Annotated in this window: 17 protein-coding genes; 1 reads left to right on the top strand and 16 read right to left on the bottom strand. The window is 56.1% G+C overall.

Annotated elements, in window-relative coordinates:
* Nucleotides 1-3: 3 nt before the first annotated feature.
* The 7 genes from mrdA to leuS form a co-directional block, all read right to left on the bottom strand.
* A complete protein-coding gene (gene mrdA / locus I6L58_RS06125; RefSeq protein WP_088207689.1) occupies nt 4-1,905 on the bottom strand; it encodes a peptidoglycan DD-transpeptidase MrdA in 1,902 nt (633 codons plus the stop codon).
* Between the two features lie 28 nt (nt 1,906-1,933).
* Nucleotides 1,934-2,401 (bottom strand): 23S rRNA (pseudouridine(1915)-N(3))-methyltransferase RlmH, encoded by a 468-nt coding sequence (gene rlmH, locus I6L58_RS06120; protein ID WP_003858701.1) that lies wholly within the window; start codon nt 2,399-2,401, stop codon nt 1,934-1,936.
* Between the two features lie 3 nt (nt 2,402-2,404).
* Complete coding sequence (gene rsfS / locus I6L58_RS06115) at nt 2,405-2,722, bottom strand: ribosome silencing factor (RefSeq protein WP_006177142.1); 318 nt, start codon at nt 2,720-2,722, stop codon at nt 2,405-2,407.
* 269 nt (nt 2,723-2,991) lie between these two features.
* A complete protein-coding gene (gene nadD, locus I6L58_RS06110) occupies nt 2,992-3,657 on the bottom strand; it encodes a nicotinate-nucleotide adenylyltransferase (protein ID WP_088207688.1) in 666 nt (221 codons plus the stop codon).
* Nucleotides 3,650-4,681: a DNA polymerase III subunit delta gene (holA, locus tag I6L58_RS06105; protein WP_088207687.1), complete on the bottom strand. Its 1,032-nt coding sequence runs from the start codon at nt 4,679-4,681 to the stop codon at nt 3,650-3,652. The genes nadD and holA overlap by 8 nt, the downstream gene beginning before the upstream one ends.
* Nucleotides 4,681-5,250, bottom strand: coding sequence for an LPS assembly lipoprotein LptE (gene lptE / locus I6L58_RS06100; protein WP_042320977.1), 570 nt, complete (start codon nt 5,248-5,250; stop codon nt 4,681-4,683). Before lptE ends, holA begins: the two co-directional genes overlap by 1 nt.
* 14 nt (nt 5,251-5,264) lie before the next feature.
* On the bottom strand, nt 5,265-7,847 hold the full coding sequence (leuS, locus tag I6L58_RS06095; protein WP_176399410.1) for a leucine--tRNA ligase: 2,583 nt from the start codon (nt 7,845-7,847) through the stop codon (nt 5,265-5,267).
* A 214-nt stretch (nt 7,848-8,061) separates the two neighbouring features.
* Here leuS and I6L58_RS06090 point away from each other — a divergent pair, with 214 nt between their 5' ends.
* The gene (locus tag I6L58_RS06090) at nt 8,062-8,544 is read left to right on the top strand and encodes a zinc ribbon-containing protein (protein WP_006177147.1); all 483 of its coding nucleotides are present in this window, start codon (nt 8,062-8,064) and stop codon (nt 8,542-8,544) included.
* A gap of 52 nt (nt 8,545-8,596) precedes the next feature.
* On the opposite strand, the gene rihA is transcribed toward I6L58_RS06090, so the two are convergent.
* The 9 genes from rihA to I6L58_RS06045 form a co-directional block, all read right to left on the bottom strand.
* Nucleotides 8,597-9,532, bottom strand: a complete 936-nt coding sequence (gene rihA / locus I6L58_RS06085; RefSeq protein WP_042320981.1) for a pyrimidine-specific ribonucleoside hydrolase RihA — start codon at nt 9,530-9,532, stop codon at nt 8,597-8,599.
* Nucleotides 9,533-9,651: 119 nt separating this feature from the next.
* On the bottom strand, nt 9,652-10,377 hold the full coding sequence (locus I6L58_RS06080) for an amino acid ABC transporter ATP-binding protein (protein WP_006177149.1): 726 nt from the start codon (nt 10,375-10,377) through the stop codon (nt 9,652-9,654).
* On the bottom strand, nt 10,377-11,051 hold the full coding sequence (gene gltK, locus I6L58_RS06075) for a glutamate/aspartate ABC transporter permease GltK (protein ID WP_006177150.1): 675 nt from the start codon (nt 11,049-11,051) through the stop codon (nt 10,377-10,379). The genes I6L58_RS06080 and gltK overlap by 1 nt, the downstream gene beginning before the upstream one ends.
* Nucleotides 11,051-11,791 carry a glutamate/aspartate ABC transporter permease GltJ gene (gene gltJ / locus I6L58_RS06070; protein ID WP_058610663.1) on the bottom strand — a complete coding sequence of 247 codons (741 nt, stop codon included), beginning with the start codon at nt 11,789-11,791 and terminating at the stop codon, nt 11,051-11,053. Before gltJ ends, gltK begins: the two co-directional genes overlap by 1 nt.
* Nucleotides 11,792-11,947: 156 nt before the next feature.
* Nucleotides 11,948-12,853: an amino acid ABC transporter substrate-binding protein gene (locus tag I6L58_RS06065; protein WP_042320989.1), complete on the bottom strand. Its 906-nt coding sequence runs from the start codon at nt 12,851-12,853 to the stop codon at nt 11,948-11,950.
* Nucleotides 12,854-13,250: 397 nt separating this feature from the next.
* Nucleotides 13,251-14,789, bottom strand: a complete 1,539-nt coding sequence (gene lnt, locus I6L58_RS06060; RefSeq protein WP_058610664.1) for an apolipoprotein N-acyltransferase — start codon at nt 14,787-14,789, stop codon at nt 13,251-13,253.
* Between the two features lie 5 nt (nt 14,790-14,794).
* Nucleotides 14,795-15,673: a CNNM family magnesium/cobalt transport protein CorC gene (corC, locus tag I6L58_RS06055; protein ID WP_006177155.1), complete on the bottom strand. Its 879-nt coding sequence runs from the start codon at nt 15,671-15,673 to the stop codon at nt 14,795-14,797.
* Between the two features lie 89 nt (nt 15,674-15,762).
* Nucleotides 15,763-16,230: an rRNA maturation RNase YbeY gene (gene ybeY, locus I6L58_RS06050; RefSeq protein ID WP_006177156.1), complete on the bottom strand. Its 468-nt coding sequence runs from the start codon at nt 16,228-16,230 to the stop codon at nt 15,763-15,765.
* Complete coding sequence (locus tag I6L58_RS06045; protein ID WP_006177157.1) at nt 16,227-17,273, bottom strand: PhoH family protein; 1,047 nt, start codon at nt 17,271-17,273, stop codon at nt 16,227-16,229. The genes ybeY and I6L58_RS06045 overlap by 4 nt, the downstream gene beginning before the upstream one ends.
* Nucleotides 17,274-17,304 lie beyond the last annotated feature (31 nt).

The following is a 17,304-nucleotide window of genomic DNA, read 5'->3' as shown; positions in this document are numbered from 1 at the left end:
GATTTATTGGTCCTCCGCCGCAGCGGCTGCCGGGTTTTCAGCAGGCAGTTCGGTGTTGTTATCACCCAGCATGATATGGTCGAGGATCTGGCGCATGATTGTCCCCACTGCCGGACCCGCACCGCCGTTTTCCAGGATCATCGCGACCGCAACCTGCGGGTTATCGTAAGGGGCAAACGCCGTCATCAGCTTGTGGTCACGCAGGCGTTCGGCAATACGGTGCGCGTTGTAGGTCTCGTTCGCTTTCAGGCCAAATACCTGCGCCGTACCGGATTTCGCGGCGACTTTATAAGGCGCTCCGGCGAAATATTTGTGCGCGGTACCGTTAGGCCGGTTTGCTACGCCGTACATGCCGTCTTTGGCAATTTCCCAGAATCCGGAATGGATATCGCCCACCGGCGGTTCGTGCGGCTGGATCCACGGGACTTTTTTACCGTCTTCAACCGTACTTTGCAGCAGGTGCGGAACTTTCACCACGCCATCGTTGATGAGGATCATCATCGCTTTATTCATCTGTATCGGCGTTGCCGTCCAGTAACCCTGGCCGATACCGACCGGAATGGTGTCACCCTGATACCAGGGTTTTTTAAAGCGTTTCTGCTTCCATTCACGGGTTGGCATGTTGCCCGAACGCTCTTCGGAGAGGTCAATGCCGGTGTAGTGCCCATAGCCGAACTTGCTCATCCACTCGGAGAGGCGGTCAATCCCCATGTCATAGGCGACCTGGTAGAAGAAGGTATCCGCAGATTCTTCCAGCGATTTGGTGACGTTCAGATGACCATGTCCCCACTTCTTCCAGTCACGGTAGCGTTTTTCAGAACCCGGCAGTTGCCACCAGCCGGGGTCGAACAGGCTGGTATTGCGGTTGATCACGCCCGCGCTCAGGGCAGAGACGGCGACATAAGGTTTCACCGTGGATGCAGGAGGGTAGACGCCCTGCGTAGCGCGGTTAACCAGCGGCGTGTTCGGATCATTCAGCAGGCCGGAATAATCTTTGCTGGAGATACCATCCACGAAAAGGTTCGGATCGTAGCTGGGCATGGAAACCATTGCCAGGATCCCGCCGGTTCGCGGGTCGGTGACGACGACAGCGGCGCGACTGCCGGTCAGCAAGGTTTCGATATACTGCTGCAGTTTGAGGTCGAGCGTCAGATAGACGTCGTGGCCCGCCTGGGGCGGTACCTCTTTCAGCTGGCGGATCACGCGGCCACGGTTGTTGACCTCAACCTCTTCATAACCGGTCTGGCCGTGCAGAACGTCCTCGTAATAGCGCTCTATCCCAAGCTTACCGATATCATGCGTCGCGGCGTAGTTAGCCAGCTTGCCGTCTTTATCGAGGCGGTCGACGTCTTTATCGTTAATTTTGGACACATAGCCAATTACGTGCGTCAGCGCAGAGCCATAAGGATAGTAACGACGCTTATAGCCTTTTACTTCAACGCCGGGGAAGCGATACTGGTTCACGGCAAAACGGGCGACCTGCACTTCGGTGAGGTTCGTTTTAACCGGAATAGAGGTGAAGCGGTGCGAGCGGGCGCGCTCTTTTTTAAAGGCAGCGATGTCATCGTCGGTGAGATCGACCACGTTTCGCAGCGCGTTCAGCGTGTCCTGCACATTGTCGACTTTCTCCGGCATCATCTCGATTTGATAGATGGTGCGGTTCAACGCCAGCGGCGTACCGTTACGGTCGTAAATGATGCCGCGGCTTGGCGCAATAGGGACAAGCTTGATGCGGTTTTCGTTTGAACGCGTCTGGTAATCGGTATAGCGGACAATTTGCAGATTATAGAGGTTGGCGATCAGCACGCCGGTCAGCAGCAAAATCCCCAAAAAGGCGACCACTGCCCGGCGCACAAACAGCGCGGACTCAGCCGTATAGTCGCGAAAAGAATTCTGTAGTTTCATCCGCTGCTTAATCTACCCTGGTCAGTCATTACTCGCGGTGATAGGGGTGGTTGGTAGTAATGCTCCACGCGCGATACAGGCTTTCGGCCACCAGCACCCGAACGAGGGGATGGGGAAGCGTCAGCGCGGAGAGAGACCAACTTTGTTCTGCCGCCGCTTTGCAGGCAGGGGAGAGACCTTCCGGGCCGCCAATCAACAGACTGACGTCACGTCCATCCTGCTTCCAGCGCTCCAGTTCGTGCGCCAGCTGCGGCGTATCCCAGGGTTTACCCGGGATATCGAGGGTCACGATGCGGTTTTTGCCTGCGGCTGCCAGCATCAGCTCTCCCTCTTTATCGAGAATACGTTTGATATCGGCGTTCTTGCCGCGCTTTCCTGCCGGGATCTCCACCAGTTCGAACGGCATATCTTTTGGGAAACGACGCAGATACTCAGTAAAACCGGTTTGTACCCAGTCCGGCATTTTGGTGCCGACGGCGACCAGTTGCAACTTCACGCATTAACCCCAGAGTTTTTCCAGCTCATACAGGCGACGGCTCTCGTCCTGCATGACGTGGACAATCACATCGCCGAGATCGACAACCACCCAGTCAGCGGTCGCTTCACCTTCAACGCCAAGCGGATAAAGCCCTGCTGCGCGTGATTCCTGAACGACATGGTCGGCAATGGAAGCAACATGGCGAGTGGACGTGCCGGTGCAGATGATCATGCAGTCGGTGATGCTGGATTTACCCTTAACGTCGATAGCGATGATGTCCTGACCTTTCAGGTCATCAATTTTGTCGATAACAAAATCCTGGAGTGCTTTACCCTGCAAGTTTTCCCCCTGGGTGAATGAGATTGTACAACTGTGAATTCGTGGCCAGACAGTATACCTGAACTGACGCCAGTATCGGGACAAATGTCACCGGCCGGGCTTTTGAAGGCGGGTATCATCCCACCCCCCGCCTGAGATTGCATCGCCATTTTTGTAAAACAATTTCTGTAAAGCAATGTCTGGCGGGAAAGTCTGGCAGCGGAGGATAACAGTATGGCTTACCCTGTCAAGGCGGGATAATCAATAAGCCCGGTTTTCGTGTGCCAGCATTATGCGTCTGTACTTTTCTGATACAGCCCGTGCTGATGAATATAGTCCAGCACGGCGGCGGGCATCAGTTCGTCGCAGGATAATCCCTGCTGCAGGCGCTCGCGGATGAGGGTCGCCGAAATATCAAACCATGGCGTATCGGCCAGATAAATCTTCCCGGCAGGCAGGTTATGCAGATCCTCAACGTTGTTCGTCAGGTGGGTATCCAGCCACTGCTGATGCTGCTCTTCGCGCATGGTCAGGGGGTAGCCCGGACGGCGGGTTACAATCAGATGGCTGTTGTTCAGGATGGTTTCGTACTGATGCCAGCTCGGGAAATTCAGCAAGGAATCCTGCCCGATAATGAATGCCAGCGGCGCGTGCGGCCCTTGCTCATCGCGCCACTCCTGCAGCGTTTGCGATGTCCAGGAGGGGGCGTCGCGCTGCAGTTCACGCTCGTCGAGGGTAAAGAGCGGCTTATCGGCAATGGCCAGGGCGAGCATCGTTTTACGCTGTTCGCTGGTTGCCTCAGGCTGCGGGCGATGCGGTGGAACATTGTTGGGCATGATAATGACGCGCTGCAGGCCAATCAGGTTAGCCAGAATTTCTACCGGCTTAAGATGCCCGTAATGGACCGGATCGAAGGTGCCGCCATACAGCGCCTGAAGAGAATGCATATTATCCATCAATAAAAACGTCGGCGAGCGCCTTGTGGCAAAGCAGCAGAGAGAGGCTTTCCAGCTCCGCCCATATCGACTGCCCATAATCCTGCTTCAGCGTCAGCTCGGCGCGCATCAACAGTTGCACTCCCTGGCGCAGTTGCTCATGGCTCAGGCGCTGTACCGCTTCGGTGGTCATCGCCCGGCGATTCTGCCAGACACGGTGTTTATCAAACAGCGATCGCAGGGGAGCGTGTGCAGACTGGCGCTTGAGCGTAATCAGCAGTAACAGTTCACGCTGAAGCGTACGCAGCAAGATGACCGGTTCACTGCCTTCCAGCCTGAGCTGCTGCAAAATATGCAGAGCGCGCTTGCTCTTTGCCGCAAGCAGGGCATCAACCCAGTGGAAGGGGGTGAAGTGGGCGGCATCGTTAACGGCTTGTTCAACGCGGGGTAGGGTCAGTTTGCCATCAGGCCACAGCAGGGCGAGGCGATCCAGCGCCTGGGCCAGGGCCAGCAGGTTGCCTTCATAGCAGTAGCACAGCAGCTGATTCGCGGCGTCATCCAGCTGGAGATTATGCTGCTTTGCCCGCGTGGCAACCCATTTTGGCAGATGCGCCTGTTCCGGCGTCTGGCAGGTAACCAGCACGGCGTTTGTCGCAAGCTGGGTAACCCATGCCGCGTTCTCCTGCGCTTTGGTGAGCTTATTGCCGCGCACGATCAGCAATAAATCGCTGTGCAGCAGGCTGACCAGCGTCGCGAGTTGCTCATTGATGGCCGCATTTGGGCCGTTTTCTGGCAGCAGAAGCTGGATGGTCTGACGTGACGCAAACAGGCTCATCGCCTGACACACTGAAAAGAGGGCGTTCCAGTCAGTGCTGTTATCAAGCTGGAAGGTGTGGTGTTCATCAAAACCCTGAGTCGCCGCGACGTGTCGAACGGCATCAAGGCTTTCCTGAAGTAAGAGCGGATCGTTGCCCAGTAACAGATACGCCGCGCGCAGCCCTTCATTGAGCTGCGCGCGGAGTTGTTCAGGATACAACCTGATCATCAGTTACCCATCGAGGTGGTCAGCGGCGGCGAGTTTGCCTCCGGCTGGTCGATGATGTCTGAGCCCGGTTTCGTCGACGCGGCAATGCTTGGCAGCTTACGGATCAGCTGCTCGGCTGCCTTGTCATACATTTCGTTGATGATAATCGCCTGCTCAGCATCTTTCGCCAGCGCAGTTTGCGGGTTATCAAAGAACGAACGGTAGACCTTGGTGCTGATCGGATAGATATCTTTACCCGGGATCAGCACGGCTGCGTTAACCGACATGACCATCTGATATTCCGCCGTACGCCCATCCTGGAAGATAGAGGCGGTATCTTTACTCAGCGTCGAGCCGGTGACGCGGAATGACGGTACATCCTGGCGCAGCGTGTCTTTTTCGATAATCTCAACGCCATTCAGGCGCAGCTGGTTGCGGATCGCCCGGCTGAGTGGGCCATTCGGATCGGATGAATCAAAGATCATCGTTTTCATGTTAGCAGGCACTGCCGTAGTGTTGCGCAGATGCCAGCCACAGCCTGCGGTGACAAGCACCGCCAGGGATAAGAGTATTGTTGCCAGTTGTCGCACGTTTCCTCCCGCGCTTAGCCAACGACCAGATTGAGCAGTTTGCCCGGTACGTAGATCACTTTACGCACGGTAACGCCCTCAAGATATTTCGCCACCAGAGGTTCCTGGCCGGCACGCTCGCGAACCTGTTCTTCGGTGGCATCGACAGCCACGGTAATTTTACCGCGCACTTTGCCGTTGACCTGCACAACCACCAGCGTGGTGTTTTCCACCATGGCTGATTCATCGGCTACTGGCCACGGTGCGTTATCGATATCACCTTCGCCTTTCAGCTCCTGCCACAGGGTGAAGCTGACGTGCGGAGTGAACGGGTTCAGCATGCGAACCACAGCCAGCAACGCTTCACGCATCAGGGCACGATCCTGCTCGCCTTCCTGCGGGGCTTTTGCCAGCTTGTTCATCAGTTCCATAATAGCCGCAATTGCGGTATTGAAGGTCTGACGACGACCAATATCATCGGTCACTTTCGCGATGGTTTTATGAACATCACGACGCAGTGCCTGCTGATCTTCAGTCAGTGCCGCTACGTTCAGCGCCGGCGCATCGCCCTGTGAGGTGTGCTCGTAAACCAGTTTCCAGACGCGTTTCAGGAAGCGGTTTGCCCCTTCAACGCCGGACTCCTGCCATTCAAGCGTCATGTCTGCCGGAGAGGCAAACATCATGAACAGACGCACGGTATCCGCGCCGTAACGCTCAACCATCACCTGCGGGTCAATACCGTTGTTTTTCGACTTGGACATCTTGCTCATGCCGGTATAAACCAGCTCATGACCTTCGGCGTCTTTTGCCTTCACGATACGGCCTTTTTCGTCGCGCTCAACGATGGCATCAACCGGAGAGACCCAGTTACGCTCGCCGTTAGCACCCACGTAGTAGAACGCATCCGCCAGCACCATACCCTGACACAGCAGCTGTTTCGCCGGTTCATCAGAGTTCACCATGCCTGCGTCGCGCATCAGCTTGTGGAAGAAGCGGAAGTAGAGCAGGTGCATGATGGCGTGCTCGATACCACCGATGTAGATATCCACCGGCAGCCAGTAGTTTGCCGCGTCAGCGTCCAGCATGCCTTCCTGATACTGCGGGCAGGTGTAGCGCGCGTAGTACCATGATGACTCCATAAAGGTGTCGAAGGTGTCGGTTTCACGCAGCGCAGGCTGACCGTTAACGATGGTTTTTGCCCACTCAGGATCGGCTTTGATCGGGCTGGTGATGCCGTCCATGACCACATCTTCTGGCAGGATCACCGGCAGCTGATCTTCCGGTGTGGGCAGCACGGTGCCATCTTCCAGCGTCACCATTGGGATTGGCGCACCCCAGTAACGCTGACGGGAAACGCCCCAGTCGCGCAGACGGAAGTTCACTTTACGTTCGCCAACGCCCAGAGAGGCCAGTTTATCGGCAATGGCGTTAAAACCGTCTTCGAAGCTCAGGCCGCTAAACTCGCCGGAGTTGAACAGCGTGCCTTTTTCGGTCAGCGCGTGTTCGGACAGGTCCGGTTCAGAACCGTCAGCAGCCAGGATAACAGGCTTGATGTCCAGACCGTATTTGGTGGCAAACTCGTAGTCGCGCTGATCGTGACCCGGAACGGCCATCACGGCACCCGTGCCGTACTCCATCAGCACGAAGTTTGCGGCCCACACCGGGATCGCTTCGCCAGTCAGCGGATGCTTAGCGTAGTAACCGGTCGCAACGCCTTTCTTCTCCATCGTCGCCATGTCGGCTTCGGCCACTTTGGTGTTGCGGCATTCGTCGATGAAGGTCGCCAGTTCCGGATTGTTTTCTGCCGCTTTCTGCGCCAGCGGGTGACCTGCGGCCACGGCCAGGTAGGTCGCGCCCATGAAGGTATCCGGACGGGTGGTGTAAACGGTCAGCGGCCGATCGTAGTTGTCCACGTTGAAGGTGATCTCTACCCCTTCAGAACGGCCAATCCAGTTGCGCTGCATGGTTTTAACGGTGTCTGGCCAGTGGTCAAGCTTGTCCAGATCGTTCAGCAGCTCGTCAGCGTAGGCGGTGATTTTGATAAACCACTGCGGGATCTCTTTACGCTCAACTTTGGTATCGCAGCGCCAGCAGCAACCGTCGATAACCTGTTCGTTCGCCAGAACGGTCTGATCGTTCGGACACCAGTTAACGGCGGAGGTTTTTTTGTAGACCAGCCCTTTTTTATAGAGCTCGGTGAAGAATTTCTGCTCCCAACGGTAGTATTCCGGGGTACAGGTCGCCAGCTCGCGGCTCCAGTCGTAGCCGAAGCCCAGCATTTTGAGCTGGTTTTTCATGTACGCAATGTTGTCGTACGTCCACGGCGCAGGTGCCGTGTTGTTTTTAACCGCCGCACCCTCAGCAGGCAGGCCGAACGCATCCCAGCCGATCGGCTGCAGAACGTTTTTGCCAAGCATTCGCTGGTAGCGAGCAATCACATCGCCAATGGTATAGTTACGCACGTGGCCCATGTGTAGTCGACCAGAAGGATAGGGAAGCATCGACAGGCAGTAATACTTCTCTTTGCTCTCGTCTTCGGTTACTTCAAAGGTACGCTTCTCGTCCCAGTGTTGCTGGACTTTTGATTCTATCTCTTCCGGGCGGTATTGCTCTTGCATGGCAGCCAGTGGTCCTGTTTTCAATACAGCTACAAATGTAGCCAATGGATGTGGTAATTCAGATCCGCATAGCATAGCCCAAACGCCCGCGTCAAAACAGCCTTTCGCACAAATGCACTTTGCAGGAATTTACCGGGTCTGTGGCGCGCCTGACAAAGCGGCGGCGAAATAAGGTCTATTATTAGAGTTAGTTACTTACCCGGGAGGCAAAAGGATGAACAAGGTTGCTCAATTTTACCGCGAACTGGTGGCGACACTGACGGAGCGGCTGCGTAATGGCGAGCGTGATATCGATGCGCTGGTCGAACAGGCGCGCGCAAAGGTGACGCAAACGGGTGAGCTAACGCGAACCGAAGTTGAAGAGGTGACTCGCGCAGTGCGCCGCGATCTGGAAGAGTTTGCGCGCAGCTACGAAGAGAGCCAGGACGAGGTGGTCGACAGCGTCTTTATGCGGGTGATCAAAGAGAGCCTGTGGCAGGAACTGGCGGACATCACCGATAAAACCCAGCTGGAGTGGCGCGAGGTATTTCAGGATCTCAACCACCACGGCGTGTACCACAGCGGCGAAGTGGTGGGGTTGGGCAATCTGGTCTGCGAGAAGTGCCATCATCACATTGCGGTCTATACCCCCGACGTACTGCCGCTGTGCCCGAAATGCGGGCACGATCAGTTCCAGCGCCGGCCCTTTGAACCCTAGGTAAAAGCGAAGTAACATTCCCTCTCCCTGTGGGAGAGGGAGAATCGCGGGCCTACCTGTAATAAGCCAGTCTCTCTGCCAGCAAATCCACAAACGCTTCCCGGTCGATATCCACCATCACCGTCGTATTCGGCGCATTTCCCGTCAGCGAATAGTAGTCCACCACCGTCATCCCCTGCGTGTATTTCCCCTGCGTCTCCACACCGACCCAGCGGTCCACCGTGGTAAACATCTCCGGCTTCAACAGCCAGGCGATGGTGCAAGGGTCGTGCAGCGGCGCGCCGCTAAAGCCCCATTTTTCGGCTTTGTGATACTCCATAAAGAAGTCGAGCAGCTCCGCCACCGTCGTCGCAACCGGGTTCCCCACAGAACGGAACCGTTCGATGTCCTGGGCCATAATTTGCGCCCGGTGAGTCACGTCAAGCCCCGCCATGACGATCGGCAGGCCAGACTGGAAGACAATCTCCGCAGCTTCCGGATCAACAAAGATGTTGAATTCGGCCGCAGGCGTCCAGTTTCCCAGCCCCATCGCGCCGCCCATAATCACGATTTGGGCAATGTTGCGGTGCAGCTCAGGGTGGCTGTTGAGCAGCAGTGCGACGTTGGTCTGCGGACCGGTTGCCACCAGCGTCACGGGCTCTGCGCTTTCACGCAGTACCTTCGCCATCAGCTCAACGGCGGTGCAGGGTTGCGGCGCAAATGCTGGCTCTGGTAATGCCGGGCCGTCCAGCCCGCTTTCGCCGTGAACGTTGTCGGCAATGATCAGTTCGCGCATCAGCGGTTTTAGCGCGCCGCCAGCGACCGGGATATCGGTGCGCTTTAACAGCGTCAGCATCCGCAGGACGTTGCGCAGGGTTTTCTCTGGCGTCTGGTTCCCCGCAGACGAGGTGACGGCTTTGACGTCAAGCTCGGGGGAGGCGAGGGCAAGGACGAGGGCGATCGCGTCATCATGACCCGGATCGCAATCGAGAATAATGGGCTGTGCCATAGGGTTCTCCATTACTGGCGTTATTGTGTGACAAGGTTAACGCTGCACTGTCGCGCCGACGAGAAGAAGAGAGGCAAAGCGTGAAGCGGAGCGCAATCCGCAGATTGCGCTCCGGAAAATTAATGCAGAATTTTGGCGAGGAAGTCTTTTGCGCGTTCGGATTTCGGATCAGCGAAGAATGCCTCTTTCGGGGAGTCTTCCACGATTTTGCCTTCGTCCATGAAGATCACGCGGTTAGCCACTTTGCGGGCGAAGCCCATTTCATGGGTAACAACCATCATGGTCATCCCTTCGTGCGCCAGTTCGACCATCACGTCCAGCACTTCGTTGATCATCTCCGGATCGAGCGCCGAAGTCGGTTCATCGAACAACATCGCCACCGGATCCATGCACAAGGCTCGCGCAATCGCTACGCGCTGCTGCTGTCCGCCGGATAGCTGTGCCGGGAATTTATCGGCATGGGCCGTCAACCCGACGCGTTCCAGTAATTTCAGCCCTTTCTCACGCGCCGCTTTTTTATCACGCTTAAGCACTTTCACCTGCGCCAGGGTCAGGTTCTCAATAATTGAGAGATGCGGGAACAGCTCAAAATGCTGGAACACCATGCCGACGTGAGAACGCAGCTGAGCAAGGTTCGTTTTCTTGTCATTGACCTTCGTGCCGTTGACCACAATTTCACCCTGCTGCACCGGCTCCAGGCCGTTGACGGTTTTGATCAGCGTCGATTTACCGGACCCGGACGGCCCGCACACGACCACCACATCGCCTTTTTTCACTTCAGTGGAGCAGTCGGTCAGCACCTGAAAGTGCCCATACCATTTAGAAACATTTTTCAGGGAAATCATTATACCGTCCTTTTCTTCAGCCAGCTGACCAACAGCGACGCGCTTAAACTAATCACAAAATAGACCCCGCCCGCGAAGAGGACCATCTCAACCTGCGTACCGTCACGTTCGCCGATGGTGGATGCGGTACGGAAGAAGTCCGCCAGGCTCAGAACGTAGACCAGCGACGTATCCTGGAACAGGACGATGCCCTGCGTCAGCAGGAGCGGAACCATGGCGCGAAACGCCTGCGGCAGAATAATCAGCTTCATGGACTGCCAGTGCGTCATGCCCAGCGCCAGCGCCGCGCTGGATTGCCCGCGGGAGATGCTCTGAATACCGGCGCGAATAATCTCGGAGTAGTACGCGGCCTCGAACATGGAGAACGCCACCATGGCGGAGATCAGCCGGATATCGGTTTTTGGCGACAGCCCCAGTACGTTTTGCAGAAAACCGGGAACGATCAGGTAAAACCACAGCAGCACCATCACCAGCGGGATAGAGCGGAAGACGTTAACGTAGGCCGTTGCAAACCAGGCGAGCGGCTTAAAGCTCGACAGGCGCATCACTGCCAGCAGGGTGCCCCAGACAATCCCGACGATAATGGCAATCACGGTGATCTTTAACGTGATCGCCAGGCCATCAAGCAGGTAAGGCAGGGAAGGAACGATAGAACTCCAGTCAAACTCGTACATTATTTACCCCCCAGATTGCCCGGCAGGCGAGTTTTGCGTTCAACCAGGTTCATCACCAGCATGATGAAAGCGTTTATCAGAACATAGGCGAGCGTAATGGCCGTAAAGGATTCCCACGCATGGGCGGAATAATCCAGCAGCTTGCCCGCCTGCGCGGCCATATCCACCAGACCGATGGTCGAGGCGATGGCCGAGTTTTTCACCAGGTTCATCATCTCTGAGGTCATCGGCGGCACGATGACGCGATAGGCGTTAGGCAGCAACACGTAGCGGTAGGCCTGCGGCAGGGTCAGCCCCATTGCCAGGGCCGCATTCTTTTGCCCGCGTGGCAGCGACTGAATGGCGGCACGCACCTGCTCGCACACGCGCGCAGCGGTAAACAGGCCCAGACACAGCATCGAGGAGACGAAGAACTGCACGTTCGGATCCAGCTCGGCCTTGAACCACATGCCGATGTTTTCCGGCAGCAGTTCCGGGATAACCAGATACCAGGTAAAGAACTGCACAATCAGCGGAACGTTACGGAACAGTTCCACATAGAGCGTGCCAAGAGAAGAGAGGAAACGGTTGGGGACGGTGCGCAGAATACCGAACAGCGAACCGATAAGAAACGCGATGATCCACGCCGTTATCGATAGCGCCACGGTGACCTGAAAGCCGCTCCACAGCCAGCCAAGATAGGTGGTGTTGCCGAACGGGGCTTGCTGTAGAAAGATGCCCCAGTTCCAGTCAATTGACATAATAAACTCCAGAAAAAAAAGGGTAGCAGCGCTACCCTCGAAGATTGGTGAGAAGCTCATTTTTCGCGCTGAGTGGGGAACGAGCCACTCAGCGTAGAGTCTGTCCATGCTTCCCGACAATCGAGAGGGCAGGAGATCCCGCCCCTGTATTTCTAATTAGTTAAGAGCTTTGTCGTTTGGTGATTTGAACAGCGCTTTCATGTCGTCAGACAGTTCAAAGTTCATGTTCAGGTTTTTCGGTGGAATCGGGTTCTTGAACCACTTGTCGAACCATTTTGCCGCTTCGCCGGAGGTCTGCGCCTGCGCGATGGTGTCATCGATCAGTTTTTTGAAGTCCGCATCGTCTTTACGCAGCATACAGCCGTAGGCTTCTTTTGACTGCGCGGTACCGACGATCTCCCAGTTGTCTGGTTTCTTCGCCTTCGCACGTTCACCCGCCAGCAGAGCGTCATCCATCATAAACGCGACGGCACGACCGCTTTCCAGCGTACGGAAGGAGTCGCCGTGGTCTTTCGCGCTGATGATGCGCATATCCATTTTCTTGTCGTCATTCAGCTTGTGGAGCAGCACTTCTGAAGTGGTACCGGAGGTCACGACAACCGCTTTACCTTTCAGATCCGCGAAATCTTTAATGTCGCCGCCTTTCTTGGTCAGCAGACGAGTGCCCACGACGAAGATGGTATCGGAGAAGGCGGCCTGTTTCTGGCGTTCCAGGTTGTTGGTGGTGGAACCGCATTCAAAATCAAAGGTGCCGTTTTGCAGCAGTGGGATACGGTTCTGCGAGGTGATTGGAATCAGCTTCACCTGCAGGTCTGGTTTGTTCAGCTTTTTCTTCACAGCTTCAACGATGGCGTTGGAGTAGTCCTGTGAATAGCCCACGACTTTTTGCGTGTTATCGTAGTAAGAGAACGGGACGGAAGATTCACGGTGGCCGACCACGATCACGCCGTTTTTGGCAATCTTGGCGAGGGTGCTTCCGGCAGCCGGCGCGTCTTCAGCGTGAACGACGCCTGCGGACATTCCCATAACCAGCATTGCTGTGGCCAGTTTACGTAATTGCATACCCAACTCCTTTCTTATCAGCGCCAGTGACGCATTGATACCCATTGTGATGTTGTTATATCTCGCGCAACGCGAGTGCAGTGTTATGCAAGCTTGTTAACATTTAGTCTGGCTTAATGTAAAGATTTTGCTGCGTTATTGTTTATTTTTGCGAAGCGCGCCGCACCATTCAGAGGCAAAAATCTCTCATTGCACCGTTTCGGTGCCAGGGACGCTCAGTGCTGGTGCGGTCAGGTGCACGTTAAGCCAGATTGCGTTTGCGTGGAGAAATAAAAGCAATAGACGTGCCAGAATTGGAGTAGTGAGGGGATTGTCGGGTGGCGGCTACGCCTTCAGAAGCGAAATGGAGAAAGTAGGCCGGGTAAGCGTCAGCGCCACCCGGCAGGAAGAATTGAGATTATCGACGACGCTGACGAAGGCCCATCAGCACGGCGCCAAAACCAAACAGCGCGGTCAAAATCCACAGCGGCCAGTTGCCGGTGCGGGCGTATGGCGTCAGGCCGGTGGCTGGCGTCACGGTCGTGGTCAGCACGTCGCGGGTAAACTGCGGGATCATGGCCTGAATGTCCCCCTGCGGACCAATCACGGCGGTAATGCCGTTGTTGGTGCTGCGCAGCAGCGGACGCGCCAGCTCCAGGGAACGCATACGCGCCATCTGGAAGTGCTGCCACGGGCCAATCGACTTACCAAACCACGCATCATTCGAGATGGTCAGCAGATAGTCGGTATCCGGGCGGAAGTTATCGCGTACCTGCTCGCCGAGGATGATCTCATAGCAAATGGCCGCCGTGAGGGCAAAGCCGTGCGCGTGCAGCTGCGGCTGAACGTACGGGCCGCGGCTGAATGAAGACATCGGCAGATCGAAGAACGGTGCCAGCGGGCGCAGAATTGACTCCAGCGGAACAAATTCGCCAAACGGCACAAGGTGGTTCTTGTTGTAGCGATCGGTCGAGGTGTAGCTGTACTCGCTGTCTTTGCCAAGCGTGATGATGGTGTTGTAGGTGTCATAACGGTTTTGCGTGTTCAGACGCGCGTCTACAATCCCGGTGATCAGCGTACTGCCGTGTGCGCGCAGCAGGGCGTCCATCATCTTCAGGAACGGCTGCTGGTTGATTTCCAGATCGGGAATCGCGGATTCCGGCCAGATAATCAGCTGAGATTTACCCATCACCTTCTCGGTGGCTCCGGCGTAAATTTTCAGGGTGTTGATCAGCTGGTTCTCATCCCACTTCATCGACTGCGGGATATCCCCCTGCACCAGAGAAACCTGCGTCGCGCGCTCGGGCACGAGGTTATACCACTGGATATAGCGCAGCGGGAAAGGCAGGGCGAACAGTACGAGGGCGGCGACTAGCGCTTTCCAGTTGCGGGTTACCAGCGCCAGCACCAGCAGGCCGCTCACCACCATCAGCAGGAAGTTTATCGCCTCAACGCCCATTACCGGTGCCAGCCCTTTTAGCGGGCCGTCGATCTGGCTATAGCCGAACTGCAGCCACGGGAAGCCAGTCAGCACCCAACCGCGCAGGAACTCGGTAATTTGCCAGACAACCGGTGCGGCGATGGCAACGCGCAGCCAGCTCGTTTTCGGCCACAGGCGAGAGAGAATGCCGGCAAACAGGCCGGTATACAGCGAAAGGTAGGCGGCGAGCAGGACCACCAGGAAGACGTTTACCGGGCCCGGCATTCCGCCAAACTGAGCGATGCTGACATACACCCAGTTAATGCCGGAACCGAACAGCCCAAGACCCCAGAAATAGCCAATAGCAGCGGCTTGCACCGGGCGGCGATTCAGGGTTAACCCCTGTAATCCCATCAGGGAGAGGAGGGCAGCAGGCCAGATGTCGTAAGGAGAAAAAGCCAGCGTACCGCTGGCTCCGAGCAACAGCGCTAGTAGCAAACGGACGCGCTGGCGTTCAAGCAATGGGGCAAATGCCATTTACATTAATCTTCCAGTTTTGGCACCGGTGAGTCGTCCGGCGTTCTGACGTGAACCTGAATAATACGTCGGCTGTCGGCCATGGCGACTTTGAATTGGTAACCGTCGATGTCAACGGTCTCGCCGCGCGCCGGAAGATGACCAAAGGCCTGCATCACCAGCCCGCCAATGGTGTCCACCTCTTCATCGCTGAAGTGCGTGCCGAATGCATCGTTGAAGTCCTCAATCGAGGCCAGCGCGCGCACCGTCCAGGTGTGGCGGCTGAGCTGACGGAAGTCAATATCTTCTTCTTCGTCATACTCGTCTTCGATTTCGCCCACGATAAGCTCAAGGATATCTTCGATAGTGACCAGACCGGACACGCCGCCAAACTCATCAATCACAATCGCCATGTGGTAACGCTGAGAGCGAAACTCTTTCAGCATCCGATCCACACGTTTACTTTCCGGCACAACCACGGCCTGGCGTAACACTTTTTCCATGCTGAAGGCTTCGGCATCGCTGCGCATAAACGGCAGCAGATCTTTTGCCATCAGGATCCCTTCGATGTGATCTTTATCTTCGCTGATGACCGGGAAACGCGAGTGGGCAGATTCGATGATCACATCGAGGCACTCGTCCAGCGTCTGGTTGCGTTTCAGGGTGATCATCTGCGATCGGGGGATCATGATATCGCGGACGCGCTGGTCGGCAATGTCCATGACGCCTTCGAGCATTTCGCGCGTATCGTCGTCGATAAGGTCGTTTTGCCCGGAATCACGGATCAGCTCCAGCAGTTCATCACGGTTTTTTGGTTCACCGTGGAAAAGCTGGCTCAGGATGAGGGAGAAAAATCCCTTTTTAGTGTTGGTGTTGTCGCTACTGTGTGAATTGTCGTCGCTCATGGCGTTTGTTAAGGGTTCTCTTGTTAGTTCAACGTTTACCGCCGCGCTATATCCCTGCGCGGCAGCATGTGAGTCGGTCAATGGACTGACTATTCTTTCTCGGCAATGTACGGATCCTCATAGCCCAGAGCAAGCATTATCTCTGTCTCGAGGGACTCCATCTCTTCCGCTTCGTCATCGTCGATGTGGTCGTAGCCCAGCAGATGCAGACTGCCGTGCACCACCATATGCGCCCAGTGGGCGTCGAGCGGCTTCTGCTGCTCTTTCGCTTCCTGCTCAACCACCTGACGGCAGATGATCAGATCGCCCAGCAGCGGCATTTCCATGCCCGGTGGCGCTTCAAACGGGAAAGAGAGTACGTTGGTCGGCTTATCTTTCCCACGGTAGGTCAGGTTAAGTTCGTGGCTTTCCGCTTCGTCCACCAGGCGAATCGTAACTTCTGATTCTTCCTGAAACTGGGGGATAACGGCGTCCAGCCACGTCTGAAACTGTGCCTCATCTGGCATGCCGGAATTATCTTCACAGGCCAGCTGTAAATCGAGGATCACCTGACTCATTTATGTTCTTGCTCCTGCGCGTCGCGCTTACGTTCTGCGGCCAGTTCGGCCTTGCGCTTCTGATCGGCCTCTTCCCAGGCCTCATAAGCGTTTACAATGCGTGCCACGACAGGGTGGCGCACAACATCTTCACTGTGGAAGAAGTTAAAGCTGATTTCATCGACCTCTGCCAGCACTTCAATTGCGTGGCGCAGGCCAGATTTGGTGCTGCGCGGCAGGTCAATCTGCGTGACGTCACCGGTAATCACCGCTTTTGAGTTGAAGCCGATACGCGTCAGGAACATCTTCATCTGTTCGATGGTGGTGTTCTGGCTTTCATCAAGAATGATGAACGCATCGTTGAGCGTACGGCCACGCATGTAGGCCAGGGGCGCCACTTCAATCACGTTGCGCTCAATGAGCTTTTCGACTTTCTCAAAGCCCAGCATCTCGAACAGCGCGTCGTACAGCGGGCGTAGATACGGGTCAACCTTCTGGCTCAAATCGCCCGGCAGGAAGCCCAGCTTTTCACCCGCTTCCACGGCAGGGCGCGTCAGCAGAATGCGGCGAACGTCCTGGCGCTCCAGGGCATCCACCGCCGCGGCGACGGCAAGATAGGTTTTACCCGTACCCGCCGGGCCGACGCCGAAAGTAATATCATGGTCGAGGATATTGGCGATGTACTGCGCCTGGTTCGGCGTGCGTGGTTTGATGACGCCGCGCTTGGTCTTGATGTTGATCGCCTTGCCGTAGTCCGGCACGCTTTCCGCGCTTTGTTCAAGCACGCGCGCCTCTTTGATGGCGAGGTGGATCTGTTCCGGTTCGATGTCCTGCGTTTCGCCGCGCATCGGGGCGGTATCAACATACAGACTACGCAGAATATCCGCCGCCGCGTTAACGCAGATGGGGCGGCCGGTGAGTTTGAAATGATTATCGCGACGATTGATTTCGATACCCAGACGTCGCTCCAGTTGTTTGATGTTGTCATCAAACGGCCCGCACAGGCTCAGCAGGCGAGCGTTGTCTGCGGGCTCAAGGCTAATTTCACGCGTGTCTATATTCAAACCGTTCCTCTTTGATTGTTCAGAAGGCCCG

The sequence above is a fragment of the Enterobacter cancerogenus genome, from assembly GCF_019047785.1.
GTDB lineage: Bacteria > Pseudomonadota > Gammaproteobacteria > Enterobacterales > Enterobacteriaceae > Enterobacter > Enterobacter cancerogenus.
Note: the sequence above shows the minus strand (reverse complement) of the source record. Positions and strands in the feature narration are given on the sequence as shown.